The organism is Akkermansia muciniphila (genome assembly GCF_040616545.1).
GTDB classification, from domain to species: domain Bacteria; phylum Verrucomicrobiota; class Verrucomicrobiia; order Verrucomicrobiales; family Akkermansiaceae; genus Akkermansia; species Akkermansia muciniphila_E.
In genome coordinates this window covers 471,885-497,021 of the sequence record NZ_CP156688.1, presented here as the reverse complement: position 1 = coordinate 497,021, position 25,137 = coordinate 471,885, and the positions used below count along the sequence as shown (strand labels likewise).

12 protein-coding genes are annotated in these 25,137 nt (G+C 58.7%); 7 read left to right on the top strand and 5 right to left on the bottom strand.

Going from position 1 to position 25,137, the window contains the following annotated elements; all coding sequences use genetic code 11:
• Positions 1-15: 15 nt before the first annotated feature.
• The 3 genes from carA to ABGM91_RS02045 all read right to left on the bottom strand — a co-directional run bounded on the left by carA (position 16) and on the right by ABGM91_RS02045 (position 6,740).
• On the bottom strand, positions 16-1,122 hold the full coding sequence (gene carA / locus ABGM91_RS02055; protein ID WP_354833305.1) for a glutamine-hydrolyzing carbamoyl-phosphate synthase small subunit: 1,107 nt from the start codon (positions 1,120-1,122) through the stop codon (positions 16-18).
• A gap of 27 nt (positions 1,123-1,149) precedes the next feature.
• Complete coding sequence (gene carB, locus ABGM91_RS02050; RefSeq protein WP_354833303.1) at positions 1,150-4,353, bottom strand: carbamoyl-phosphate synthase large subunit; 3,204 nt, start codon at positions 4,351-4,353, stop codon at positions 1,150-1,152.
• Between the two features lie 254 nt (positions 4,354-4,607).
• Positions 4,608-6,740, bottom strand: a complete 2,133-nt coding sequence (locus ABGM91_RS02045; protein ID WP_354833301.1) for a glutamine synthetase III — start codon at positions 6,738-6,740, stop codon at positions 4,608-4,610.
• Between the two features lie 399 nt (positions 6,741-7,139).
• On the opposite strand from ABGM91_RS02045, the gene gltB reads away from it, so the two are divergent.
• The 3 genes from gltB (at position 7,140) to ABGM91_RS02030 (ending at position 14,886) form a co-directional block, all read left to right on the top strand.
• Positions 7,140-11,579: a glutamate synthase large subunit gene (gltB, locus tag ABGM91_RS02040; RefSeq protein ID WP_354833299.1), complete on the top strand. Its 4,440-nt coding sequence runs from the start codon at positions 7,140-7,142 to the stop codon at positions 11,577-11,579.
• A 278-nt stretch (positions 11,580-11,857) separates the two neighbouring features.
• Positions 11,858-14,383 (top strand): two-component regulator propeller domain-containing protein, encoded by a 2,526-nt coding sequence (locus tag ABGM91_RS02035; protein ID WP_354833297.1) that lies wholly within the window; start codon positions 11,858-11,860, stop codon positions 14,381-14,383.
• Complete coding sequence (locus ABGM91_RS02030) at positions 14,380-14,886, top strand: hypothetical protein (RefSeq protein WP_354833295.1); 507 nt, start codon at positions 14,380-14,382, stop codon at positions 14,884-14,886. Before ABGM91_RS02035 ends, ABGM91_RS02030 begins: the two co-directional genes overlap by 4 nt.
• A gap of 182 nt (positions 14,887-15,068) precedes the next feature.
• On the opposite strand, the gene ABGM91_RS02025 is transcribed toward ABGM91_RS02030, so the two are convergent.
• Positions 15,069-17,573 carry an autotransporter-associated beta strand repeat-containing protein gene (locus tag ABGM91_RS02025; RefSeq protein WP_354833293.1) on the bottom strand — a complete coding sequence of 835 codons (2,505 nt, stop codon included), beginning with the start codon at positions 17,571-17,573 and terminating at the stop codon, positions 15,069-15,071.
• 581 nt (positions 17,574-18,154) lie between these two features.
• Here ABGM91_RS02025 and ABGM91_RS02020 point away from each other — a divergent pair.
• The 3 genes from ABGM91_RS02020 to ABGM91_RS02010 all read left to right on the top strand — a co-directional run bounded on the left by ABGM91_RS02020 (position 18,155) and on the right by ABGM91_RS02010 (position 22,446).
• Entirely contained in the window at positions 18,155-20,698 is a 2,544-nt protein-coding gene (locus ABGM91_RS02020; RefSeq protein WP_354833291.1) for a two-component regulator propeller domain-containing protein, read from the top strand.
• A gap of 20 nt (positions 20,699-20,718) precedes the next feature.
• On the top strand, positions 20,719-21,222 hold the full coding sequence (locus tag ABGM91_RS02015; RefSeq protein WP_290564980.1) for a hypothetical protein: 504 nt from the start codon (positions 20,719-20,721) through the stop codon (positions 21,220-21,222).
• Positions 21,223-21,657: 435 nt separating this feature from the next.
• Positions 21,658-22,446 (top strand): hypothetical protein, encoded by a 789-nt coding sequence (locus tag ABGM91_RS02010; RefSeq protein ID WP_146016544.1) that lies wholly within the window; start codon positions 21,658-21,660, stop codon positions 22,444-22,446.
• Between the two features lie 27 nt (positions 22,447-22,473).
• Here ABGM91_RS02010 and ABGM91_RS02005 read toward each other — a convergent pair whose 3' ends face one another.
• The gene (locus ABGM91_RS02005) at positions 22,474-23,073 is read right to left on the bottom strand and encodes a M15 family metallopeptidase (protein ID WP_354833288.1); all 600 of its coding nucleotides are present in this window, start codon (positions 23,071-23,073) and stop codon (positions 22,474-22,476) included.
• A 186-nt stretch (positions 23,074-23,259) separates the two neighbouring features.
• On the opposite strand from ABGM91_RS02005, the gene ABGM91_RS02000 reads away from it, so the two are divergent.
• Positions 23,260-25,050 carry a chloride channel protein gene (locus ABGM91_RS02000; protein ID WP_354833286.1) on the top strand — a complete coding sequence of 597 codons (1,791 nt, stop codon included), beginning with the start codon at positions 23,260-23,262 and terminating at the stop codon, positions 25,048-25,050.
• The last annotated feature ends 87 nt before the right edge of the window (positions 25,051-25,137 follow it).

The following is a 25,137-nucleotide window of genomic DNA, read 5'->3' as shown; positions in this document are numbered from 1 at the left end:
GCGCCGGCAGGACGCTTATTGTTTGCGGGATGCAATCATTTGCTTGAACTCCCGGAACAGGTACTGGGGATCCCTGGGGCCGGGAGCGGCTTCCGGATGGTACTGCACGCTGAAAACGGGAAGCGTCTTGTGGGCAATGCCTTCCACGGTATTGTCATTCAGGTTCACCAGCGTGATCTCCACGTCGTCCGGCACGGTGTCCGGGTCCACGGCGAATCCGTGGTTCTGGGACGTGATGCTGATTTTGCCCGTGCGGAGGTCTTTCACCGGGTGGTTGGCCCCGCGGTGGCCGAATTTGAGCTTGAAGGTCTTCGCCCCCAGAGCGTGGGAAATGATCTGATGCCCCAGGCAGATGCCGAACATGGGGACCTTTCCGATCAGGGCGCCCACCTCCCGGTGGATGTCCGTCAGCGTGGCGGGGTCCCCGGGCCCGTTGGAAAGAAAGACGCCGTCCGGTTTCATGGCGAGCACTTCCTCCGCCGTGGCGTGGGCCGGAACTACGGTCACGCGGAAGCCGTTTTCACGCAGCTGGCGCAGGATGTTGTACTTGATGCCGAAGTCGAAGGCCACGAGGTCATACTCCACGGGGGGCAGTTCCCGGTCCGTCACCAGGGCGTCCACTTCCTCCGGCGTCATGGGATGGGAGCCGATCTTGTCCACGATGTTGCAGCCTTCCATGGAGGGGGCCTTTCTGGCCGCTTCCACGGCTTCCTCCGGCGTCAGTTCCGTGGTGAGGCAGGCGCGCATGGCTCCGGCGGAACGCAGGTGCTTGGCGATCTTGCGGGTGTCCACCCCCTCAATGCCGATGACGCCCTGCTTTTCCAGCCACGGACCCAGGGCCTCCGTGGCTCGCCAGTTGGAGTGGACCTTCGTCAGCTCCGCCACCACAAAACCGCTGACCTGCGCCTTGCCGGACTCGTAATCTTCCGGGTTGACGCCGTAATTGCCGATCAGGGGATAGGTCATCGTGACGATCTGGCCGCTGTAGGACGGATCCGTCAGGACTTCCTGGTAGCCGGTCATGGAGGTGTTGAAGCAGGCTTCCCCCACTTCCGTGCCCGTGGCTCCGAAGTGTGAACCGATAAAGACGCTGCCGTCTTCCAGTGCGAGAATGGCTCTCATGATATGGGTATTCTGTATGGTACGGGGTTAAAGGGTTTCAGCGTGGTATTCCTGGATGGTGCGGACCTGGAGGTCCCTGTTTTTCAGCGCCTCGATGGCATTCACGCAGGCCTGGGCGGAGGCCAGGTTCGTGCAGTAGGACGTCTTGGTGGCGATGGCGGAGGAGCGGATGATGATGTCGTCCGCACGGGCGTCATGGGAGCCGGGGGTATTGATGATGAAATTGATCTCCCCGTTCTTGATGTGGTCCACGATGTTCGGGCGGCGCTCCTCGTTCACCTTGTAGGCGCGTTCGCATTCAATGTCGTGCTGGAGCAGGTGGATCATCGTGCCGCGCGTGGCGCACAGGATGAAGCCCATGTCCGCCAGCTGGCGGGCCATGTGGAGCACCCGTTCCTTGTCACGGTCATTCACGGAGATGAACACCTTGCCCTCCGTGGGCAGCGGGTTGAAGGCGCTGATCTGGGACTTGGCGAAGGCAATGTCCGGGTCCGGGTCAATCCCCATGACTTCCCCGGTGGACTTCATTTCCGGTCCCAGCACCACGTCAATGCCCGGGAAGCGGCCCCACGGGAAGACGGCCTCCTTCACACAGTGGTATTCCGGCGTGATTTCCCGGGTGAAGCCCAGTTCCGCCAGCGTCTTTCCGGCCATAATCTGGGCCGCCAGCTTGGCGAGCGGCTTGCCGATGGCCTTGGAGACGAAGGGCACCGTGCGGGAGGCGCGCGGATTGACCTCAATCACGTAAAGCTGTTCGTCCTTCACGGCAAACTGGATGTTCATCAGCCCGCAGACGTTCAGGCGGCGCGCCAGTTCCTTGGAGGCCCGCGTGATTTCCTTGTGCATCTTCATGGAAATGCCCATGGCCGGAATCATGCTGGCGGAGTCCCCGGAGTGGATGCCCGCCGGTTCCACGTGCTGCATGATGGCGCCGATGACGGCCCGTTCCCGGTCCGCGATGACGTCCACGTCAATTTCAACGGCGTTTTCCAGAAAGCGGTCGATCAGCACGGGGCGTTCCTCGGACGCCTCCACGGCCTCCGTCATGTACCGGCGCAGTTCCTTCTCTTCATACACAATGATCATGCCGCGGCCGCCCAGGACAAAGGAGGGGCGCAGGAGCACCGGATAGCCGATGCGCGCGGCGATGGCGGCGGCATCCTCCACGTTGGTGGCCGTTCCCGCATCCGCCTGCTTCAGCCCCAGCTCCTTCAGCAGGGCGGAGAAATGCTCCCGGTCTTCCGCCAGGTCTATGGCCTTCGGGCTGGTGCCGATGATGGGCACGCCGTGGGCCTCCAGGGAGTTGGCCAGGTTCAGCGGCGTCTGGCCGCCGAACTGCACGATGACGCCGTCCGGTTTTTCCTGCGCGCAGATGTGCAGCACGTCTTCCAGCGTCAGGGGTTCAAAGAAAAGCTTGTCTGAGGAATCGTAGTCCGTGGAGACGGTTTCCGGGTTGGAATTGATGATGATGGTTTCATACCCCAGCTCCCGCAGGGCCATGGAGGCGTGCACGCAGCAGTAGTCGAACTCAATGCCCTGGCCGATGCGGTTCGGTCCGCCACCCAGAATGAGGATTTTCCTGCGGCCTGTGTCGCGCGCCTCGTTTTCATCCCCGTAAGTGGAATAAAAATAGGGCGTATACGCCTCAAACTCCGCCGCGCAGGTGTCCACCAGGCGGTAGCCGGGAATGATGCCCTGTTCCATGCGTTCCTTCCGGATATGTTCTTCCGTGGTTCCGCGGGCCAGCGCGATCTGCCTGTCTGAAAAGCCCAGTTTCTTGGCTTCCCGCAGGTCCAGCGTGTCCAGGCGGTCTCCCGCCTTCGCCAGGTCCTGCATCTGGGCCAGGAACCAGGGGTCTATCTGGGTGATCTGGTGCACCTCCTCCAGCGTAAAGCCGCTGCTGAATGCCGTCTGGATCCAGAAAATGCGTTCCGCGGTGGGAACGCCCAGTTTCCGGGTAATCTCCTCCACCGTCGCGCCGCGGGGAGCCTTGGCGTCAAAACCCCAGCCCCAGCGGCCCGTTTCCAGGGAGCGCAGGGCCTTTTGCAGGGACTCCTTGAACGTGCGGCCGATGGCCATGGCTTCCCCCACGGATTTCATGGAGGTGGTCAGGTGCTCGTCCGCCTGCTTGAACTTTTCAAACGTAAAGCGCGGAACCTTCGTGACCACGTAGTCAATGGTGGGCTCAAAGCAGGCGGGCGTTTCCCGCGTGATGTCGTTGCGCAATTCATCCAGCGTGTAGCCCACGGCCAGCTTGGCGGCCAGTTTCGCGATGGGGAAGCCGGTGGCCTTGGAGGCCAGGGCGGAGGAACGGGAAACGCGGGGATTCATCTCAATGACGATCATGCGCCCGTTGGCCGGATTAATGGCAAACTGGATGTTGGAGCCGCCCGTCTCCACGCCGATCTCCCGGATCACGGCGAAGGAGGCGTCCCGCATGACCTGGTATTCCCGGTCCGTCAGGGTCTGGATGGGGGCCACGGTAATGGAATCTCCGGTATGCACGCCCATGGGGTCGATATTCTCAATGGAGCAGATCACCACGCAATTGTCCGCGCGGTCGCGCATGACTTCCATTTCAAACTCCTTCCAGCCGATCAGGGATTCTTCAATCAGGATTTCCGAGACGGGGGAGAGGTCCAGCCCGCGGGCGCAGATTTCCTCAAACTCCGTCTTGTTGTACGCCACGCCGCCGCCCATGCCCCCCAGCGTGAAGGCGGGGCGTATGATGAGGGGGAAGGTGCCGATGTCCCGGGCCACCTGCCGGGCTTCCTCCATTGTGTGGGCAATGCCGGAGCACGGCACGTCCAGGCCGATGCGGATCATGGCCTCCTTGAACAGGCTGCGGTCCTCCCCGCGGTCAATGGCGTCCGCGTTGGCGCCGATCATGCGCACGTTCTCCCGTTCCAGCACGCCGCTGCGGAACAGTTCCATGGCGCAGTTCAGGGCCGTCTGGCCGCCCAGGGTGGGAAGAAGGGCGTCCGGCTTCTCCCGGATGATAATCTTCTCCACAAACTCCGGAGTGATCGGTTCAATGTAGGTGCGCGGGGCGGTCTCCGGATCCGTCATGATCGTGGCGGGATTGGAATTGACCAGCACCACTTCATAACCCTCTTCCCGGAGGGCTTTGCAGGCCTGGGTGCCGGAGTAGTCAAATTCGCAACCCTGGCCGATGACGATCGGGCCGGAGCCGATCACGAGAATTTTTTTGATGGAGGTATCTTTAGGCATAATGGCGATGGAAGAATCTTGCGGGTTCGGGCCGTAGATTTCCGCCGGGGGAATTAAGTGCCCGCAGGGCTCCTGAGGAAAGTTTTTTTACGGCCAATGACGCGGATTTTTCAGGGGTTGGGGCGACGCGGAAAACGGCGGGAAAAATGCGGGGCGGACCGGGGCGCGCCAAGGCTCCGGAGCCCTGCCGGACCTCCTGCGGGGAGAAGATTTCCCGCAGGAGGGCGGAGCGGCTCCGGAGCGGCGTCCGCACCCTAATAGATGAACAGCATTTCCCGGTACTTGGGGAGAGGCCAGGACCGGTCGTTCACCAGGGCTTCTGCTGCGTCGACGCTGGTTCTCAATCGGGACATCCCGGCAAGGATGTCCTCATGGCAGCTCGTGAGCGCCGTTTCCAGCGTATCCAGGTCGGACACGATGGAATCCAGGGCGTCGCCCAGCTTGTCCGCCAGCTTCCGCAGGGAGGCGGTGCCAGTGGTCTGCTTGGCGTCCAGCGCCCTGGAAAGCGCGGAAACGGTTTGCTTGTATTCATTGCGCAAGGCCGGGAGGATAATGGTGGCGGCCATTTCCCAGGACAGGCGCCCTTCAATGCGGATGCGCCTGTGGTATTCCTCCAGGAAAATCTCAAACCGGGATTCCAGCTCCCTTCTGGAAAACACGCCGTACTTCTCAAACAGGGCCACGTTCTTTTCATTAACCAGGGTATGGAGGGCGCTCATCGTATTCTTCAGGTTGGGCAGGCCGCGGCGTTCCGCCTCCTTCACCCATTCCCCGGAATAATTGTCTCCGTTGAAAATGATCCTCCTGTGTTCGGATATCCGGCGCTTGAGCGTTTCCTGGAGCTGGGCCAGGAAAGTCTCCGGTGCGAAGGAGGAAAGTTCTTCCGCCAGGGAATCGAAGGCCTCCGCCACGATGGTGTTCAGGGTAATCATGGGCCCGGCGCAGGACTGGGCGGAACCGGGCGCGCGGAACTCGAACTTGTTCCCGGTGAAGGCGAACGGGCTGGTACGGTTGCGGTCCGTGGCGTCCCTGGGCAGAACGGGCAGCGTATCCACGCCGATCTTGAGCGTGTCATCCCGCCGGCCGCATCCGGCTTCCCCGTTGATGATATTCTCAATCACCTCATTGAGCTGGTCGCCCAGGAAAATGGAAACAATAGCGGGTGGCGCCTCGTTCGCGCCCAGGCGGTGGTCGTTCCCGGCGCTGGCTACGGAAGTCCGGAGCAAGTCGCTGTGCTTGTCCACGGCTTCAATAATGGCGGTCAGCACCGTCAGGAAAATGGCATTCTGCTGCGGGTCCGTGCCGGGGTCCAGCAGGTTCTTGTCCCCGTAGGAGATGGACCAGTTATTATGCTTGCCGGAGCCGTTGACGCCCACAAAGGGCTTTTCATGGAGCAGGCATACCAGGCCGTGCCTGCTGGCCTGCTGGCGCAGGATTTCCATCACCAGCATATTGTGGTCAATCGCCAGGTTCACGTCCTCAAACAGGGGGGCCAGCTCAAACTGGGCCGGAGCCACCTCATTGTGGCGCGTCTTGGCAGGAATGCCCAGCCGCCAGAGTTCCGTTTCCACATCATTCATGAAATTCAGGATGCGGGGCTTGATGGAGCCGAAATAGTGGTCTTCCAGCTGCTGGTGCTTGGCGGGCGGCGCGCCGAACAGGGTGCGTCCCGTCTGGACCAGGTCCGGGCGGTTCAGGTAAAAATTCTTGTCAATCAGGAAATACTCCTGTTCCGCTCCCAGCGTGATGGTCACGCGGGAATCCGGCAGGTTGAAGCACTTCATCAGCCTTCTGGCGGCGTTGCTCAGCGCCTGCCGGGAACGGAGCAGGGGGGTCTTCTTGTCCAGGGCGTCTCCCGTGTAGGAACAATAGGCGGTGGGGATGCACAGGGTGGCTCCGTTGCCGTGGCGCTTGATGAACGCGGGGCTGGTGGGGTCCCAGGCGGTATAGCCGCGGGCCTCAAACGTGCAGCGCAGGCCACCGGAAGGGAAGCTGGACGCGTCCGGCTCGCTCACGATCAAGTTCTTGCCTGAAAAGCTCATGATGGCCTCCATGCCCCGGGGGTCCAGGAAGGAATCATGCTTTTCCGCCGTGGAGCCCGTCATGGGCTGGAACCAGTGGGTGTAATGGGTGGCCCCCCGTTCCAGAGCCCACTGCTTCATGGCATGGGCCACGTCCGCGGCGATGTCCGCGTTCAGAGGCAGGCCGTCCTGGATGGTAGCCAGAAGGGTCTTGGCCGTATCCTTGGGCAGGTACTGCTTCATCACCTCCGTGCTGAAAACGTCGGCGCCGTAATAATCAATGCTGACAGGGGCGCTCTCGCTCACTCCGCTCACGGGCAGGGAGGCGATGGCGCTGATGGCTTGTGTTCTGGTAGAGTCACTCATTATGGTTAACTGTTACATCTTTTATGCAGCAAGAAGCGTGCCAGCTTTTTTGACTCGCCTGGCGCGGGTGATGTGAATGAATATTAAAGTTATGGTAATCAATGTCTTTTGGTGCATTCCGGAAGAAAGTTCTCCGGGAAGGCTGCCATGGGGAGCCGGAATTTCATTACGAAAATGTAAAATCAGACGGAAAGGGTATTTACGGAAATGTAAAAAAGAGGGTTCCCGAAGCATGCCGTACGTTTCCCTGTTCACGGACAGCGGAAGGAGTCCACGGGAAAAAGCCTGTAAAACCGGGCGGTCAAGGTCCGTTCCGGTGTTCGGCGGGACCTGAAAGAAAAGTTGGCACGCTTTTTGCTATAATGAAGGCAGCTTAACCCAAACAAGAAACAGCAACCGATGAATAGTGATCAATTTGAGACAGGCATCCCCGCGCCGCAGGGATTGTATGACTTTGAACAGGAGAGGGACGCCTGCGGCGTGGGCCTGGTGGCGGACCTGAAAAACGAACCGAGCCACAAGATCATTGAAATGGGGATCACCGTTCTCAAAAGGCTCATGCACCGCGGCGCGGTGGGAAGCGATCCTGAAACCGGGGATGGCGCGGGCATCATGCTGGCCCTGCCGGATGAATTCTTCCGCCTGGCTCTTCCCAACCGGCTTCCCGCGCGGGGAAAATACGGAGTCGCCATGATATTCGGCGGCAGCGGCCATGAAAAGGAACTGGAAGCCGCCGTTACGGAAAATGGAGGCAGGGTCATTGCCTGGAGGCAGGTTCCCGTGAACCCGGACGGCATTGGCGCCAACGCCCGGCGCACCTGTCCCCTGATCCGGCAATTGTTCATTGACGGCAGCGGCTTTACGGACCAGGCGGAACTGGAGCGCAAGCTCTTCGTGATGCGCCGTGACATGGAACGGCGCGTGGAAGGCTGCTACGTATGCAGCTGTTCCAGCCGCAGCATTGTGTACAAGGGGCTGTTCCTGGGCACGCAGATTGAAGGATTTTATGAAGACCTGGCCAGCGGGCATTTCAAATCACCCCTGGCCCTGGTTCACCAGCGCTACAGCACCAACACCTTTCCCACCTGGAGCCTGGCCCATCCCTTCCGCTACCTGGCCCACAACGGGGAAATCAACACCCTGCGCGGAAACCTGAACCACCTGAAGGTGCGGGAACCGCATCTGGCCACCCCCCTGCTGGGGGACGACATGCAGAAGCTCCTGCCCCTGATTCCTCCGGGCCAGAGTGATTCCGCCTGCCTGGACAACATGGTGGAGCTGCTGGTGGCCGGCGGGCGCGACCTGCGCCACGCCATGCTCATGCTCATGCCGCAGGCCTGGGGCGCCAACTACCATCTGGGGCCGGATGTGCGCGGATTCTTTGAATACCATTCCGCCCTGATGGAACCCTGGGACGGTCCCACCGCCGTGGTCTTTTCCGACGGGATCAACGCCGGGGCCATGCTGGACCGCAACGGACTGCGCCCGGCCCGCTACACGCTGACCACGGATGACATATTCATTCTGGCCTCGGAAACGGGCGTGGTGGACATACCCGCGGAAAAAGTCGCGCGCCGCGGCCGTCTGCGTCCCGGTGAAATGATCTACTGCGACCTGGTGAACCACCGGCTGGTGTCCGATGCGGAAACCAAGAATGAAATGGCCCGGCGCAGGCCGTACCGCCGCTGGGTGGAGGAAAACAAGATTTCCGTGCGCTCCCTGTTTGATTCCATTTCCGCTTCCGCGGAAATGCCGGACCTCACCGCGCGCCAGCGGCGGTTCGGGTTCACGCAGGAGGACATAGACCTGATCATCCGGCCCATGATGATGAAAGGTGCGGAACCCATCGGCTCCATGGGGAACGATGCGCCCCTGGCCGTCCTCTCCGGGAAGGCCCCGCTCCTGTTCAATTACTTCAAGCAATTATTCGCGCAGGTGACCAACCCGCCCATTGACCCCATCCGGGAAGAGCTGGTCATGAGCCTGACCACGTACATAGGCAACCATCCCAACATTCTGGAAGAAACGCCGGAACACGCCCGGCTGGTCAAGATGGCGCGCCCCGTCATTACGGATGAAGAACTCAACCGCCTCTGCGGCATCCGGGAGGCGGGGTTCCCCTCCGCCAGACTTTCCATGCAGTTTCCGGAAGGAGGGAACGGGAAAGACCTGCGGGAGACGCTGGACAGCCTGGCGGAATCCGCCGTGGGGCTGGTCAAATCCGGCGTGCGCATCCTGGTGCTGACGGACCGCAGCATCAGCCCCGGTTATCTGCCCATCCCCAGCCTGCTGGCCTGTTCCGTGGTGCACCGCGCGCTGGCGGAGGCGGGGCTGAGATCGGAAGCCGGGCTGATTCTGGAAACGGGGGAAGCGCGGGAAACCATGCACTTTGCCCTGCTGCTGGGCTTCGGCGCCACGGCGGTGAACCCGTATCTGGCCCTGGCTACGGTCACCTCCCTGGCCGCGCCGCAGGACTGCCCGCTGGACGTGGTGAAAGCGGCCAGCAACTACATCAACGCCATTGACAAGGGGTTGCTCAAAATCATGTCCAAGATGGGCATTTCCACCCTGCGCAGCTACCGTTCCTCCCAGTTGTTCGAGGCCGTGGGCCTGAACCGGGAATTGATTGACGAATACTTTCCCGGCACCGTCAGCCGTATCGGCGGCATCGGGCTGGAGGAAATTGCCATGGAATGCGGCCAGCGCGCCGCAGGCGCCCCGGCACAGCCGGACGCCCTGGATGCGGGCGGCCAGTACAAGTACAAAAAGGGCGGGGAAAACCACCTCTGGAATCCGCAGACGCTCCAGGCCTTCCGCGCCGCCGTACGGGAAAACAACGCGGAAAAGTACCGCGAATTCGCGGAATACAGCAACCATCAGGCGCAGCACCTCTGCACCCTGCGCGGGCTGTTTGAGTTCAGCCCGGCGGACGCCGTTCCTCTGGAGGAAGTGGAAAGTGAGGACTCCATCCTGCGCCGCTTCGTCTCCGGAGCCATGTCCCTGGGGTCCCTCAGCCCGGAAGCCCATGAAGCCATTGCCATCGCGATGAACAAAATCGGCGCGAAAAGCAATTCCGGGGAAGGGGGGGAGGATGAGGCGCGCTACGAACCCAACTCCCGGGGAGAAATCCGTTCCAGCGCGGTCAAGCAGATAGCCAGCGGCCGTTTTGGCGTAACCATCAACTACCTGCGGCACGCGTCCGAATTACAGATCAAGATGGCCCAGGGCGCCAAGCCCGGGGAGGGCGGCCAGCTTCCGGCCCATAAGGTGGACCCGTACATTGCGCGGCTGCGCCACTCCATGCCGAACGTCAGCCTCATCTCCCCGCCTCCGCACCATGACATCTACTCCATTGAGGACCTGGCCCAGTTGATCTACGACCTGCGGAACTCCAACCCGGAAGCCCGCGTCTCCGTCAAGCTCGTCTCGGAAGTGGGCATTGGCGCCGTAGCCGCCGGAGTGGTGAAGGCCCATGCGGACGTGGTGGTGGTCAGCGGACATGACGGCGGCACGGGAGCCTCCCCGCTCACCAGCGTGAAGCACGCCGGGCTGCCGTGGGAACTGGGGCTGGCGGAAACGCAGCAGACCCTGGTGCTCAACAAGCTCCGCTCCCGCGTCAGGCTCCAGGTGGACGGACAGCTCCGCACCGGGAGGGACGTGGTCATGGCGGCCCTGCTGGGAGCGGAGGAATTCGGCTTCGGTACCGCCGTTCTGGTTTCCCTGGGCTGCGCGATGCTCCGCAAATGCCATGAAAACACGTGCCCGGTGGGTGTCGCCACGCAGGACCCGGCCCTGAGGGCCAAATTCAGCGGCAAGCCGGAATACGTCATCAACTACCTCCGCTTCGTAGCGCAGGAAACGCGTGAAATCCTGGCTTCCCTGGGACTCCGTTCCCTGGATGAGGCGGTAGGGCGCACGGACCTGCTCTCCATGAACAGGGCCATTGACTTCTACAAGGCGCGGCATCTGGACTTCTCCTCCATCCTGCACGCGGCGGAAGGAGACGGACGGCGGTTTGACCCCTCCCTGGAAAAGGAACCTCTGGACAATTATGACCGCCGCCATCTGCTGCCGGACCTGCGGCCCCTGCTGGAAAAGGGAGCCTCTGCCGAACTCTTCCGGGAAATCCGCAACGTGGACCGGACGGCGGGCACGGAACTCTCCGGGGAACTGGTGATGAAATTCGGCCCGCGCGGCCTGGCGGACGACACCCTGGCGGTGCGCTTCACGGGATGCGCCGGGCAGAGCTTCGGCGCCTTTCTGGCGCCCGGCATCACGTTTGAACTGGCGGGAGAGGCGAACGACTTTGTAGGCAAGGGGCTCTCCGGAGGGAAGATCGTCGTGCGGCCTCCGGAAAACATCTCCTATGCTCCGTCGGACAACGTCATTGCGGGCAACGTCATCGGCTACGGGGCCACGTCCGGAAAAATCTTCCTGCACGGGCAGGCCGGGGAACGCTTCGCCATCCGCAACAGCGGCGCCACGATGGTGGTGGAGGGCATCGGCGACCACGGCTGCGAATACATGACCGGAGGCCGCGTGGCTGTTCTCGGCAAGGTGGGCGTCAACTTTGCCGCGGGAATGACCGGAGGCCTGGCCTACGTGTACGATGCGGACAATGACTTTGACCGGAAGTGCAACCTGGGCAGCGTGGACCTGGAAACGGTCCTGCCCCATTCAGCCGATGAGGCGGAACTGCTCCAGCTCATTTATGAACACTACATGGCTACGAAGAGCCGCCGGGCCTACGACCTGCTGAACAACTGGCCGGAGGAACGCGGCAGGTTCATCAAGGTCTTCCCGGTGGAATACCGTCACGCCCTGTCCATGCATTCCTGAAAGGAGCACGCAGCAGTTTTCTGTTGTTTGGGTAAGCTGGGGCCCCCGCGGGTGCGGGGGCCCCTTTTTGTTTCTTTTAAATCTCATTGCCGGAGCATCCTTAGGCCTTTTTAACGCGATGCATTGATGCTGAAAGCAGGAATGAAGCAAATTGCTGGAATCCATCATTAAATAATAATTTACCATTTGGTTGACTTGGAATAATGCATCAACTATACAGAAAATATCATAGAATGATCATGAGTGTCCTATCTGGAAATTTATGCAGGGCTGCCGCCATGCTGCTGGCTGTTATGGGGATGTGGGTTGAGGCGGAAATTGCCTCCATCCAGGTGCCGGAACAACTGCCTGAGTGCCCGGTCCGCTTTATTCGGGGTACCCTGGTGGCGCGGGACGGAACTGTCTGGGCTGTGGGAGAGAAGGAGAGCGTTTACCGTCTCCAGGTAGGGGACCGGGCCTATGAAAAATCCTGGCTCAATATGGATTATTATTCCGGCTTTCCCAAAGGGAAGAATTTCACCTGCATTGCGGAGGACAAGGCCGGCCGCATCTGGGTGGGGACGGACGACAGCGGCGTGGCCGTCTTCAACGGAAGGGAGTGGAAGATGTATGACCGCAGCAATGCCCTGAACGGGGAACATGTTTACGCGGTGGCCGCCTCTCCCGTTTCCGGCGAGGTGGCGGTGGCCACGTCCGGCGGCGTCTCCATCTATGATCCGGGAAACGATTCCTGGAAGACGCTGGACCGGTCCACGGGGCTGGTGGAGGACCAGGCGGCTTCCGCGGCTTTTGATTCCAAAGGGAATCTGTGGCTGGCCTATGCAGTTGGCGGCATCTCGTACTCGCCGCGCAAATCGGGGTACATGCAGTGGAAGAACGTGCAGGCCCCGTGGTACTGGGACGGGAGGCAGTTTGCGCGCCAGCCGTACCAGCCGTATGGGGACGGGCTGCCCTCTAACGCCTGCAACGTTCTGGCCTGTACGGAAAAAGACCAGGTGCTGGTGGGAACGTGCTCCGGCCTGGCGTACAGCAATGGAATCAGTTCCTGGCGTTATATGAGGGGGAAGGATTATGCGCGGAAGAACATGGGCATTTATGGCTCCTCGGCGCGGAAAACCGCTGTTCCGGGAGATGGGAATTCCAAAATGCTGTCGGAAGACTTCGTTTCTTCCGTCCTCCGGAACGGAACGGATATTTACGTGGGCTACCGGACGGCGGGAGTGGATGTGCTGGATGCGGGAACGATGACGGTGCGGCAGAGAATCAGGAAGGGGCTGGAGAACGTGGATGTGTCCTCCTTGCTGGTCCTGGGGGATGGAAGCGTCTGGGCCGGGACGTACGGGAAGGGTTTTGTGGGCCTCAAAAAGGGATCCCTGGCTTATCGTGTGGACAGGAAGAAGCAGGATGATGAGATCGCGTTTCCGTCCCCTGCGGGGATGGAGGAACCTGCGGCGGTCCTGAAGAAGCTGGAAAAATTGGGGGCGGATGCGCACGCGGGGAAGAGCGTCGTGTTCCGCGGGGAAGACTGGTCCACCAAGGGAGACTGGTGCGGAAAGTACGGCCTGACGCGCGCCACGCTGTGCGCCGCGAATGCCCCCATGAATAATTCGGAGTTTAAGGCCAAGCAATTGCCTCTCCGCATGGAAACGAGTGCTGATGACCCTAAATGGAAACGAGTATATCCCTATTATTGGATTCAGGGACTGATGGGGCTCAACCGCAGCAAGGGGGATGGATTGCGTTGGTGGGTGCAAAGTTCCAATGTAGCAGGAAACCGCAACGTTCTCTTCGACCCGAGTGATTCCACAAGAACGGAGGCGGAATGGGACGACCACGGAGAAGCTTATCCGTCCTTTGTGGACGGTCCCGATATATGGGTCGCTGTGGAAGTGCCGGAAGGCGTCCATGAAATAGCCCTGTATTTCTACAATCCCAACGGATATCTTCAGAATGAATCCAGGCGGGATTACGTAGTGGAAGCCCGGAGGCATCCTTCTTCTTCCATTCAAAGCCTATTTGACAATAAAGCGGATATTGAAATTGGGAATCGCACTAAAAAAGGGAAGATGCTTGCTGCTTTTATGGAGCAGTGGCAGTCGTTCCCGGTGGAGGCTCGGGCGCGCGTTTCCAGGTTTGCGGGTGCCGGAGTTTACAAGCGCTTCATGTGCAGGAAAGGTGGCGTGTACTTGTTCCATGTTTGCCGGAACGGTTCCTTCAATACTATTTTGAATGGAGTATTCGTCAATGCGCTTCTTCCTCTGGAAATGAGAATGCCCGATGAATTGCCTTATTACGTTGATGGATTATTTGCAGGCATTATTCCTTCTCCGGAAAGAGTTCATTCTTCTGTTATTGGGCGGGAAGAGAAAGTGCGTCTCAACCAACTGCTCACTCTCCAGTATCATCCGCGGTACGCTACGCCCGCAGGATGTTCTTTCTTGAACAGATACGTTCTTTCCTCATTCCGTAAGGCGGCGGAAGGAAAGAAAAAGAGCATGTGCCTGGAAGACTGGTTCCGGTGGGAAGCCAGAATTTACTCTCCTGATGTCCGTTCTTCTTTTGACCGGACGATGGCATCGGCGTGGGAGCAGTGCCAGATTTATTATCCGGATCTTAGGTCCAGGGAATGTGTTCCAAATGCCCCGGGCACGATACCTTTTTCCGTAAATGAAGTTTATTTGATGGATAAGCTTGATATTGATTGGAGGCAATATCGGGATGATGCCGAACAGCCTCCTGCGAAATCAGTTCAAGAAATGAAGAAATACCTTGAACATGAATCCCAAAAGAAAACGACAACATGAATAATAAAATGATATTGGCCGCGGGAATCAGTCTGTTGGGCATGAATGTGCTTAACGGTGAGATTACCGGGGAGCATACCCTGTGGTCAGGAACTCATCTGAATTACGATGGGGTTTCCATTATTAATAAGCCGGCGCTTCCTCAAAAGGGAGTGGAAGCGAAAAAGGGCGTAAAAAACGCCTACAATATTATGCCGGGTAAAGTGACGGTAATCACAAGCCTCAATAAAAATCCTCAGGAAAAACAGGAATGGCTGTACAAAAAAATACATGAAGTACGGATATCCATGACTGGAGATATATATGTAGCGTTGATATTCGCCGATACGAAAAATGACGTTCCCTTCGCCTATGATCCAAGTAAATTCGGAACATCGGGAACGCTTTATTCACAAGTCTATATCACGGCCCTGCATAAAGTAACTAAAATGGAGAATAAAAATGATTTTGGGACTAGTGGAAAGGATGAAGACCCTACTTTTACTTTAGTAAAGAAAATATGACCGGCATTCCGGCTGCGTGAGGCGGAGGCTTTATTCCTTGCCTGGAAAACAGTAAAATTGCAAACAAGGGTTTCTGGATGGCAGATGCCCTTGTTTTTTAGAGCCGGATATATACCAAACAGGGGCTGTTCCGCGCCTTGCCGGTGGAACAGCCCCTGGAGTTTTGTTGTGGTTCAGGACGCTCAGGCCTTCTTTCTACGGCGCATCAGCAGGGCCGTGAGGCCCAGCAGGCTCAGCGTGGCCGTGCCGGGTTCCGGTACGGCCAGGCCGGTGAAGGTCAGGCTGCCGTTATTGTAAGTGACGCCGTCCCAGAGCAGGTTCTGGCCGTTCTGAGTGAGCGTGAGCAGTGCATCCCAGTCAATGTCGCCGGCCAGGGAAGTGCCTTCTCCCAGCGTGATCAGGTCAATCGTCAGAGGGGAAGTGAGGTCCAGCACCAGGTCGCTGCTCAGGTTAAGCGTCAGGCCGCCGGTCACGTTGAGGGTGGATGTTCCCTGCATGTTAATCAGCGCCGTGTTGAAGCTGGAGATGTTCAGCGTGGCGTTGTTCAGCGTGGCGGAGGTGGAGCCGGAAAGCGTCAGCACCTGTCCCGTGGAGATCATGGGAGCGCCGGGGGCGTTCCCCAGAACCACCGTTGAGTTGTTGATGGCGGCATTCCCCGTCAGGCCGACGGTGAGGTCCTTGGGAGCGGAAACGCTGCCCAGGTTCTGGACGGTTCCCGTCTGGAGCGTGATGGCGTTGGCCAGCGCCTGGCTGTTGGCGTTGAGCGTTCCTCCCTGTATCAGCACGGAACCCTGGCCAAGGGCGGTCGCGGAGTTTGTCTGGAGCGTTCCCTGGACGATGGAGGTGCCTCCCGTGTAAGTGTTATTGCCGGAGAAAACAACCGTGGAGCTGTTCTTGTTAACCTTCACGCTTATCTGGTGGGAAGCGTCCTTGTCGGAAATGACGGAGGAGATGGTGAAGTTGTTGCTTCCGCTGGAACCGTTGGTAACCAGCAGTTCTCCTTCACCGGTGATGGTTCCGCCCAGATTGGTGGCATTCCCGTAAAGGGAACCGGAGATGGTTACCCCGGCTCCTGCGGCGTCAACGGTAATGTTTGCATTAAGCGGGGTAGCTGCACCGAAGGCTTTGCAGTTAAGCATTTCAAACGTGGAACCGGATTTCATCAGCATGTCCGGCGTGCCGCCCAGCACGGTGCCTACCCCGTTCAAGCTCAGCTTGGAGTTCTGCCCGATGGTGATGGATTCAAACGTATAGGCAGTGTCAGCGGCAGTCAGATTGACCGTGCCGGCGTCAATGATCAGGTGCGCGATGTCGGAGGCATGGTCGGCGTTGATGGTGCCGGTGCCGTTCGTTACTTTGCGGACCGTCAGGGAGCTGTCCGCATGGGTAATGGGGATCAGCGTCCCGCTTTCAAAGGTGTATTCCACGTCCCCGGCTCCCGTCAGGGTGAGGGAGGAGGCTTTGTGCGCCCAGGAGTCATTGGCATTATAGCTGGCCGCCGCCATGGTCAGGGCACCTGTGAAGGTCCAGTTGGGGTTGGAGGCCGTGATGAAGGCGTTTTCCCCCAGCGTCAGGGAACCCGTATAGACGGAAGTGCCGTCTCCCGTGATGGAGATGGAGGCATTGTCCCCCAGGGTCAGGTTTCCGGAACCGGAAAGGCCCGTCAGGCTGTTGGTCCCGTTCATGATGACGGAGCCGGCCCCGTCAAGGGTGGCGTTTCCGGAGATGTTGGAAGACACGGTCAGCGTGGTTCCTTCCGCGGCGCGGAGAATGCCGGGGCCGGACAGGTTCAGGCTTCCGCCGGAAATGGACAGGTTGCCCCCGGTCAGGAGGATGGCGTCCGTACTGCGGGTCTGGTCATCCGCAATCGTCAGTGCGGCCGGGCCGTTGGTGACGTTGATGGAAGCATAGGTTCCTGCTCCTTCAGCAGCGTCCGTCCATGCGGCATTTCCCAGCTGGGATGCCGTCCACTCGGAGGAAGCCGTTCCATCCAGGGTGGCGGTGATTTTAACGCCGTCATAAGTATTGACGATCTGGATGCCTGCAATGCAGCCGCGGGTTCCTGTCCCGCTGGTATTGGTTGGAGAAGTGATGCTCAGGTTGGAGGAAGTCTGGCCGTCCACGTACAGGGTGTTGGTTCCTTCCACCGCTTGTCCCAAGGTTCCCGTTGCTCCCCATGCCCCGGAGCCGGGCACGGTGGAGGTGCCGTTCCACGTATAGGAAACGCCGTTGACGGTTTTGGCGGAGAAGTTTGCGTTGGCTGTGTCCGTATTGCAGTAAATGTAAACGCCGTAGGTCAGGAAATCCACTCCGCTGACATTGATGGTGATCCCATTGCCGTCATCCAGATATCCTTTGAGCATCTGGCCGTCCCCGGTGCTGGGGGTGCCCCCCCCGGTCCATGTGTTTTTGCTGGACCACGTGACAGTTGCTCCGGTGGCGTCTCCGTTGTTGTTTTTCAGGTCCTGGGCCGTGGACTGGGAAGCTCCGCTGAATTGGTTCCAGTTGGATCCAAGGACCGGGTCAAGCCCCGCAGTGGAGGAATCCGTGATAGTGCCGTTTGATTCGTTGGTGCCAAAATTGATGCTGATGCTTTCTCCGGCAGCCTGGGACTGGGAAGCGAGTGTCCCGAAGAAGGCTGCGGCCACAAGCCATGCTGTTAATTGATGAGGCAAATGAGGGTGCATGAAATTGATGCTGTTGCAGGTTAATTATTTAAACCAAATCCAAGGGGGGAGACCTCCTGTGGTACCCGGTTCTTATCGGATTCCGAATCCGAAGTCAACAGGAAAGTTTGGGTTAAAACGTGTTAGCGGAATTTGGATTTGGAAAATTTGGATGAAGGGAGATCAACGGTAAAATAATTTGAATCATAACTATTTGAACGTCTTTATTTTCATGCGCCGGATGCCCTGCAACGGATTCGGAATCCGATGCTTACGAGAGTAGAGGAAAGATTTAAACAGGATTTGCATTGTGGAAAAAGCGTTTGGCCGACGCTTTTAAACTGGGTGCCCTCATTTTTTCTGTCCGGGTATGACAGGGACTCTCCGGGGGCTTTTCCAAAACCCAAATAATCTATATAACTAACATATATTAAATGATTTATGTATCTTACTCTAAACGGATTGTGCCTATTTTTCATTGGATAAAATTGCGAATAAATTGAAAATGGGTTGACGTCGGTAAAATGCGATAATATTCTCACATAATAATCAGGAAATAATTGGTTATGTTAATTAAATTCAAACATTTCATAAGAACGGTCATGTTGGCCCTCCCATTGCTGGGTTCATGGTCTGCAGGGGAAGTAGTTTCCATCCAGGTGCCGGAACAACTGCCTGAGTGCCCGGTCCGCTTTATCCGGGGTACCCTGGTGGCGCGGGACGGAACTGTCTGGGCTGTGGGAGAGAAGGAGAGCGTTTACCGTCTCCAGGTAGGGGACCGGGCCTATGAAAAATCCTGGCTCAATATGGATTATTATTCCGGCTTTCCCAAAGGGAAGAATTTCACCTGCATTGCGGAGGACAAGGCCGGCCGCATCTGGGTGGGGACGGACGACAGCGGCGTGGCCGTCTTCAACGGAAGGGAGTGGAAGATGTATGACCGCAGCAATGCCCTGAACGGGGAACATGTTTACGCGGTGGCCGCCTCTCCCGTTTCCGGCGAGGTGGCGGTGGCCACGTCCGGCGGCGTCTCCATCTATGATCCGGGAAACGATTCCTGGAAGACGCTGGACCGGTCCACGGGGCTGGTGGAGGACCAGGCGGCTTCCGCGGCTTTTGATTCCAAAGGGAATCTGTGGCTGGCCTATGCAGTTGGCGGCATCTCGTACTCGCCGCGCAAATCGGGGTACATGCAGTGGAAGAACGTGCAGGCCCCGTGGTACTGGGACGGGAGGCAGTTTGCGCGCCAGCCGTACCAGCCGTATGGGGACGGGCTGCCCTCTAACGCCTGCAACGTTCTGGCCTGTACGGAAAAAGACCAGGTGCTGGTGGGAACGTGCTCCGGCCTGGCGTACAGCAATGGAATCAGTTCCTGGCGTTATATGAGGGGGAAGGATTATGCGCGGAAGAACATGGGCATTTATGGCTCCTCGGCGCGGAAAACCGCTGTTCCGGGAGATGGGAATTCCAAAATGCTGTCGGAGGACTTCGTTTCTTTCGTCCTCCGGAACGGAACGGATATTTACGTGGGCTACCGGACGGCGGGAGTGGATGTGCTGGATGCGGGAACGATGACGGTGCGGCAGAGAATCAGGAAGGGGCTGGAAAACGTGGATGTGTCTTCCCTGCTGGTCCTGGGGGATGGAAGCGCCTGGGCCGGAACGTATGGGCGCGGCTTTGTCAGCCTGAAAAAAGGGGCCCTGTCCTGTAAGCTGGACAGGAAGCAGCAGGATGATGAGATCGCTTTCCCATCCCCGGCGCGGATGGAAGACCCTGCCGCAGTCCTGAAAAGGCTGGAAAAGCTTGGCGCGGATGCGCATGCCGGGAAGAGCATCGTGTTCCGTGGGGAGGACTGGTCCACCAAGGGAGACTGGTGCGGAAAGTACGGCCTGACGCGCGCCACGCTGTGCGCCACGAATGCCCCCATGGGCAATTCCGAGTTTGAGGCAAAGACCGTATCTTACCGCACTCTTTCTTCCGTTCCTGGAATGCCCGGATACCAGGGGGCTTTATCTTCTTACTGGATCCAGGGAGTGATGGGGCTCAACCGCAACAAGGGGGATGCCCTGCGCTGGTGGGTGGAGAGCATCAAGGTGGAAGGCAACCGGAATGTCCTTTTCGATCCTACGGACTCCATACGGACGGAGGCGGAGTGGGACGACCATGGCGAGGTGTACCCCTCTTTTGTGGACGGTCCCGGCATCTGGGTCATTGTGGAAGTGCCGGAAGGCGTCCATGAAATAGCCCTGTATTTCTACAATCCCAACGGATATCTTCAGAATGAATCCAGGCGGGATTACATTGTGGAGGCCAGAAGGCATCCCTCCACCTCCTCCCTGGTGCTCCAGTTCAACAACCAGGGGGACCTTGAGATAGGGGAGAAAACCAAAAACGGGAACGCCCTTGCCGCCGCCATGGAGCAGTGGCAGGCGCTTCCGGTGGAAGCCCGCACCCGCGTTTCCAGGTTTGCGGGGTCCGGGGTTTACAAGAGGTTCATGTGCAGGAAAGGAGGCATCTACCTGTTCCATGTTTGCAGGAATGGTTCCTTCAATACCATTTTAAACGGCGTGTTCGTGAATGAAAAAATCCCGTGGGAAATCCGCCTTCCGAAGGAACTGCCCTATTACGTGGACGGTCAGTTGGCGGGCATTGTTCCCACTCCGGAGAGGGTGGGGGCGTCCACCCTGGGAGAAAAGGAAAAAGCCGTGTGCAAACCCCTGTACGAGCTGCAATATACCAGGAAGTACCTGACGCCGGCGGCGTGCAGCCTTCAGAACCGGTACATTCTGGCCCTGTGGCGCCAGGGGTGGGAAAAACGGGCGCAAGACGGCTGCCTGGCGGATATCCTCCAGTGGGAAGCCAGAGTTACTGACGAGCGCGTGCAGGCCTCCTTTGATGAAACCATGAAGCGCTCCTGGGACCAGAGCCAGATTTATTACATCGGCAACCGGTCCCGGGACTTCATGCCGCATGCTCCGGGCACCGTTCCTTTCTCGCTCAGGGAACTGCGCCTCATGGCCAAGCTGCACATTGACTGGCGGCAGTACCGGGACGATGCGAAGACCCCTCCTGAAAAATCCGTTCAGGAAATGAAGGAATTCCTTAAAAAGGAATTATTGAAACAACAAACCAATAAACAACGATGAACAAAATTATCTGTGCCATCATGGTTTCTCTCTCAGGGACCTGCTTCCTGAAGGGGGAAATAGCGCCGCCGGAAACGGAATGGAAAGGAGGCCGCCTTATTTATGACGGGGTTTCCATCAAGAATGAGGTGACCCTGCCTCAAAAAGGGGTCATGTACCACGATGAGGATAGATTGTCCTTCAATATTACGGATGCCACCATCACCATGTCCACCAGGCTCTCCAAAGATCCGAAATGCGGACGGGAATGGTGCTACAAGGGCATCGACCGCATTGTGGTCAAATACTGCGGGGACATTTCCGATCCGGACGACGGGGGGACCATCTATTTCCAGTCCCCCTATAATCACCACGTCTGGTTTGATTCCAGCAAATATGGACAATGGGGAATTATTTTTTCCAGGGTTTATATCGTCACCCGCATCAAGAATGCGAATATTGAGGATACAAAGGACTACGGCGTCAGCGGAGAGGATGGAAGCATCTTCTTCCAGTACGTGGAAAAGATGATGGCTGAAATGTGATCCGCGCCTGGTTCCTTCCCCGCGGTTGTGAAGATATGGCGCAGGCGCGGTGGAAGGAAACGCCGGCGGATTGATTCCGGTCATTCAGGCGCCGGGGGCCCGGTAACGGCCTCCGGCGCCTTTTTGGACGGGGGGAAAACCGGTTTGACGCGGCGCCGGGAAAAGACGCATTCGCCCGTCAGGCGGATAAGATGCGGACGGAAATGAGCGGCTTCATGTGCGGAATAATAGTTGCGGAGGCTGCTGACACAATCTTTCCGGGGAATTTGTTTTTTTGGCACTCGGTACTGAATGTTGTTTTTCCAATATTGGTCTTACCTTGGAAGGCATTTTATCCGGATGCGGGCGAATGGCCGCTTGCAGTTAAAAACGGAATGAGGCACTGTGTAAAAGGATGCACTGTTTCAGGAATCGCCTGTCCAACCATGTAATCATATGAACACGAAAACCGTAACGCAATTATTGCTGGCGGCCTGCACGGGCGTGCTGTCATGCTCCGGCGCCCGGGGCTCTGACGGGGGTTGCCGGGACCAGTCCTACTACCTGAAGACGGCGTGCCCGCACCCCCTTTCCCTGGCCGGTCCCACGGATGACCGGGTTTATCTGCGCTTCCAGACGGGGTGGGCCAGCAAGTATGAGTGCGAAGGCATTGACCTGTGGGACGGTTCCCTCTGCTCCTTTGTTCCCGAAATACAATACAAGGAGTGGGTGGGGAAGATATGGTACGGCGTTTCCACGGACCACCAGAACCATGCGGAATTGAAGTACAGGCTGGATTACATCAAGGAAATAGGGAACTGGACGATCATGCCGTGGTATGAGCACAGCTTTGTTTTTCCGGGGGACAAGGGCATTCCGCGCCCCGGCCTGAAGAGCACCTACCATTTTTCCAGCCGCTGGTTTGGCGGTACGGACCTGTACTGGCAGTACAACAATCATACGTTCCGCGGTTATTACGCCGTATTTGCTGGCATGCATGAGGAGATAGCGGATTGCGTACGGGTGGACGCGGTGGTGAGGTACGGTTACAACGGGGGGTACGTGGGACCGGTGGTGCATCACGGGTCCAACGCCCTGGATTACAACCTGAGCTTTACCTTCCGCGCCACTTCCCGGCTGACCGTGGAGCTTTTCACCAATTACAGCCAGGCGCTGACCGTGGTGAAACAGAGCGGTCTGGGGAACGATTTTTATTACGGAATCAACCTGAAATATACGTTCTAGGATACCGTGTGCTCCGGCGCAGGCCGGTCACGGACGGGCGAACTGGAAGTGCATCCAGTCGTAATTGCGTTCCCTGCCCAGGGAAAAAGCCCCCTCCTTTTCCACGATGGACCAGAAGGCGTCATATTCCGGTCCTGAAAAAGCGGCTTCCGGCGCGTTCATGTACAGGGTGTTGCGCTCCGGGTCCAGGTCCACGGCTATGCCCCAGGCGTGCAGGGACGGGCGGCTGCCTCCGCGGATGGGGCGGTTGTTGAAGCAGCCGCCGTAAATATCCAGCCGCAGTTCCCGGATGCGGTCCAGGCCGTAATGCTCCAGCGTCCGCTGGAAAATCCTGGTGAGGGGAGCGGCTATCAAACGGTGGCAGGTAATGGAAGTGAGTTCCGTATCCGGAGACCAGGAGGGCCGCAGGGGATAGGGCAGGGTAATAGTGACCAGGGACCCGGTATCTCCCGGCTGCCCGAAGATGGAATCGCCGGAGAGCACTTCACGTTCCGTGGGCCAGCCGGAGGCCGCATGCCTGCCGCCATGCATCTGGCTGCCCAGGATAACGCAGGCAGCCAGCAGGAGCGTGAGCGCCCGGAGGCGCGGAGATACCCGGCGTGCGGGGCGCTGTGTGCAGGTGGACATGGGTGCGGGGCGGGGGAACTTCCGGTGTAGCAGGTTTCAGGCGCGGTGCAAGCCCTTTGAAAGTGCGGGAGAATTTCCGGCGCAGTTTTTGCTGGCGGAATAACGGGGGCGGCCAGGTATTTTCTGCGGCATCGAACATCCGGAGGCGTTTTTTTGTCACAATGAAATAATATTGCCGCTTTGCCCATGAATTCTCCATCTCCCGCGCCTCAGAAGCCGTCCGATTCCGTTTGGTACGGGTGGATTCTAAAGCTGTTTCATCACTGGAAGGTGGGAGAAAGGCAGGTTACCTATGTTTTGGCCGTCATCGTAGGAATCGTTGGCGCCAGCATGTCCCTGTTTTTTGAGTGGACGGTGGAGGTTATCCAGTGGATTCTCACGGGCATCTGGTCGGACTCCCGCGTGGGCACCTTTTCCCAGGTGGAGCCGGAATGGCGCATGTTTGTTCCGGTGGTGGGCGGCCTGGTGGCCGGCTGCATTTTGCTGTTCCTGAAAAGGAGGATGCCGGGGCAGGCTACGGAATACATGGAGGCCATGTCCATCGGAAACGGGCTGATCAAATTCCGGGCCTCCGCCCTGAGGGTGTTTTCCGCGGCATGGAGCATCGCATCCGGCGCGGCCATCGGCAAGGAAGGGCCCATTATCCAGTCCTCCGCCCTGATTGCGTCCGCGGTGGGCCAGCGGCTGCATGTGTCCATCCCGCGGCTCAGGCTGCTGGTGGGCTGCGGCGCGGCCGCCGGGTTCACGACGGCGTTCCACGCCCCCTTTGCCGGCTGCCTGTTTGTGAGTGAAATTATCATCGGCACCGTGAGCATGGACATTCTGGCGCCTCTCCTGATTGCCTCCTGCACCGGGTTCGTGATGCTTCACATGCTGGGGGACCCTTCTCCGCTGTACAGTTCATCGTTTGAAAGTTTTGCCGTATTTTCAGAGTCCCTCTGGTGCATTGGGCTGGGGGTGGTGGCCGCCATAGCGGCCAGGGGATGGGTGAGCCTGCTGGATGTGGCCACCAGGTACCTGAACGGGCGCCAGGCCTTTCTGCCGCTGCGCCTGATGGGCGCCGGACTGGTGGTAGGCGTGTTTGCGGTTTTCTATCCGGAGGTGGTGGGCAACGGGCAGGCCCTGATTACCGGGCTGGTGAATGAGGATTACAGCACGCAGCAGGCGTTCATTCTGCTTCTGGTGAAGGTGTCCGCCGTGGCGGTGGTGTTCGGGTGCGGAACGGTAGGGGGCGCCATGACGCCCACCTTGTACGTAGGGAGCATGGTCGGGTTTATTTTCAGTACCGTTCTGACGGCCTTTGGCATGGAGGGGAACCATACCGTGGCGTATGCCATGGTGGGGATGGCCGCCTTTTTTGCCGTGGCGGCCCAGGCCCCCCTGACGGCCCTGGTGATGGTGGTGGAGTTTTCCATGAGCGGGGAAATGATTTATCCCCTGCTGATTGGCGTGGTGAGCGCCTACGGCACGGGGCGGCTGATTCGCGCGCGGTCCATGTACGCCGCCAGCCTGTCCGGCAGCCCGGCTTCCGTGGTCAGCCTGCCCATGGTCCAGGTGGATGTGCATGACCTGGCGCGCCATGTGGTGCCCCAGGTGGCGCCGGACGCCCCCCTGGACGATGTTTCCGCCCTGATGCTGCGGAATCCGGGAGACCTGATCTTTGTGGTGAAGAAGGACGGAACGTATGAAGGCGCCATTTATCCGGATGATTTTCTGTCTGTCCGCAGGAAGATGGAGGAAAAGGGGAAGGGGCCGCCTCCCACCGCCGGGGAGCTGGTCCGTCCCGGATCTCCGGTTCTGGACGCGGCCACTCATTTGACGGACGCCCTCAAGTTGTTTGAGCAGACCCATCTGGAGGCCTTTCCCGTGGTCTGGAAAAAAACCGGGAAGCTGGACGGCGTGCTGTACCGCAATGCGTTGTTCCAGGTCATTACGGAAATGATGAAAAGGGAGTCCGGCGGAGGCGTGGACATGTGAAACAGGACGGTGAAAGGCCCGTGCATTACAATTTTGTAACCCTCTTTTCAACTTCATTTATAACAACATCATCCTTCATTGATAAGA

What these genes read in the sequence shown, in the direction of transcription:
- ABGM91_RS02030 (WP_354833295.1), top strand. Translation starts at nt 14,380, where the DNA reads ATGAATAATAAAATGATATTGGCCGCGGGAATCAGTCTGTTGGGCATG.
- gltB (WP_354833299.1), top strand. Translation starts at nt 7,140, where the DNA reads ATGAATAGTGATCAATTTGAGACAGGCATCCCCGCGCCGCAGGGATTG.
- ABGM91_RS02015 (WP_290564980.1), top strand. Translation starts at nt 20,719, where the DNA reads ATGGTTTCTCTCTCAGGGACCTGCTTCCTGAAGGGGGAAATAGCGCCG.
- ABGM91_RS02035 (WP_354833297.1), top strand. Translation starts at nt 11,858, where the DNA reads ATGCTGCTGGCTGTTATGGGGATGTGGGTTGAGGCGGAAATTGCCTCC.
- carB (WP_354833303.1), bottom strand. Translation starts at nt 4,353, where the DNA reads ATGCCTAAAGATACCTCCATCAAAAAAATTCTCGTGATCGGCTCCGGC.
- ABGM91_RS02005 (WP_354833288.1), bottom strand. Translation starts at nt 23,073, where the DNA reads ATGTCCACCTGCACACAGCGCCCCGCACGCCGGGTATCTCCGCGCCTC.
- ABGM91_RS02010 (WP_146016544.1), top strand. Translation starts at nt 21,658, where the DNA reads ATGAACACGAAAACCGTAACGCAATTATTGCTGGCGGCCTGCACGGGC.
- ABGM91_RS02020 (WP_354833291.1), top strand. Translation starts at nt 18,155, where the DNA reads ATGTTGGCCCTCCCATTGCTGGGTTCATGGTCTGCAGGGGAAGTAGTT.
- ABGM91_RS02000 (WP_354833286.1), top strand. Translation starts at nt 23,260, where the DNA reads ATGAATTCTCCATCTCCCGCGCCTCAGAAGCCGTCCGATTCCGTTTGG.
- ABGM91_RS02045 (WP_354833301.1), bottom strand. Translation starts at nt 6,740, where the DNA reads ATGAGTGACTCTACCAGAACACAAGCCATCAGCGCCATCGCCTCCCTG.
- carA (WP_354833305.1), bottom strand. Translation starts at nt 1,122, where the DNA reads ATGAGAGCCATTCTCGCACTGGAAGACGGCAGCGTCTTTATCGGTTCA.
- ABGM91_RS02025 (WP_354833293.1), bottom strand. Translation starts at nt 17,573, where the DNA reads ATGCACCCTCATTTGCCTCATCAATTAACAGCATGGCTTGTGGCCGCA.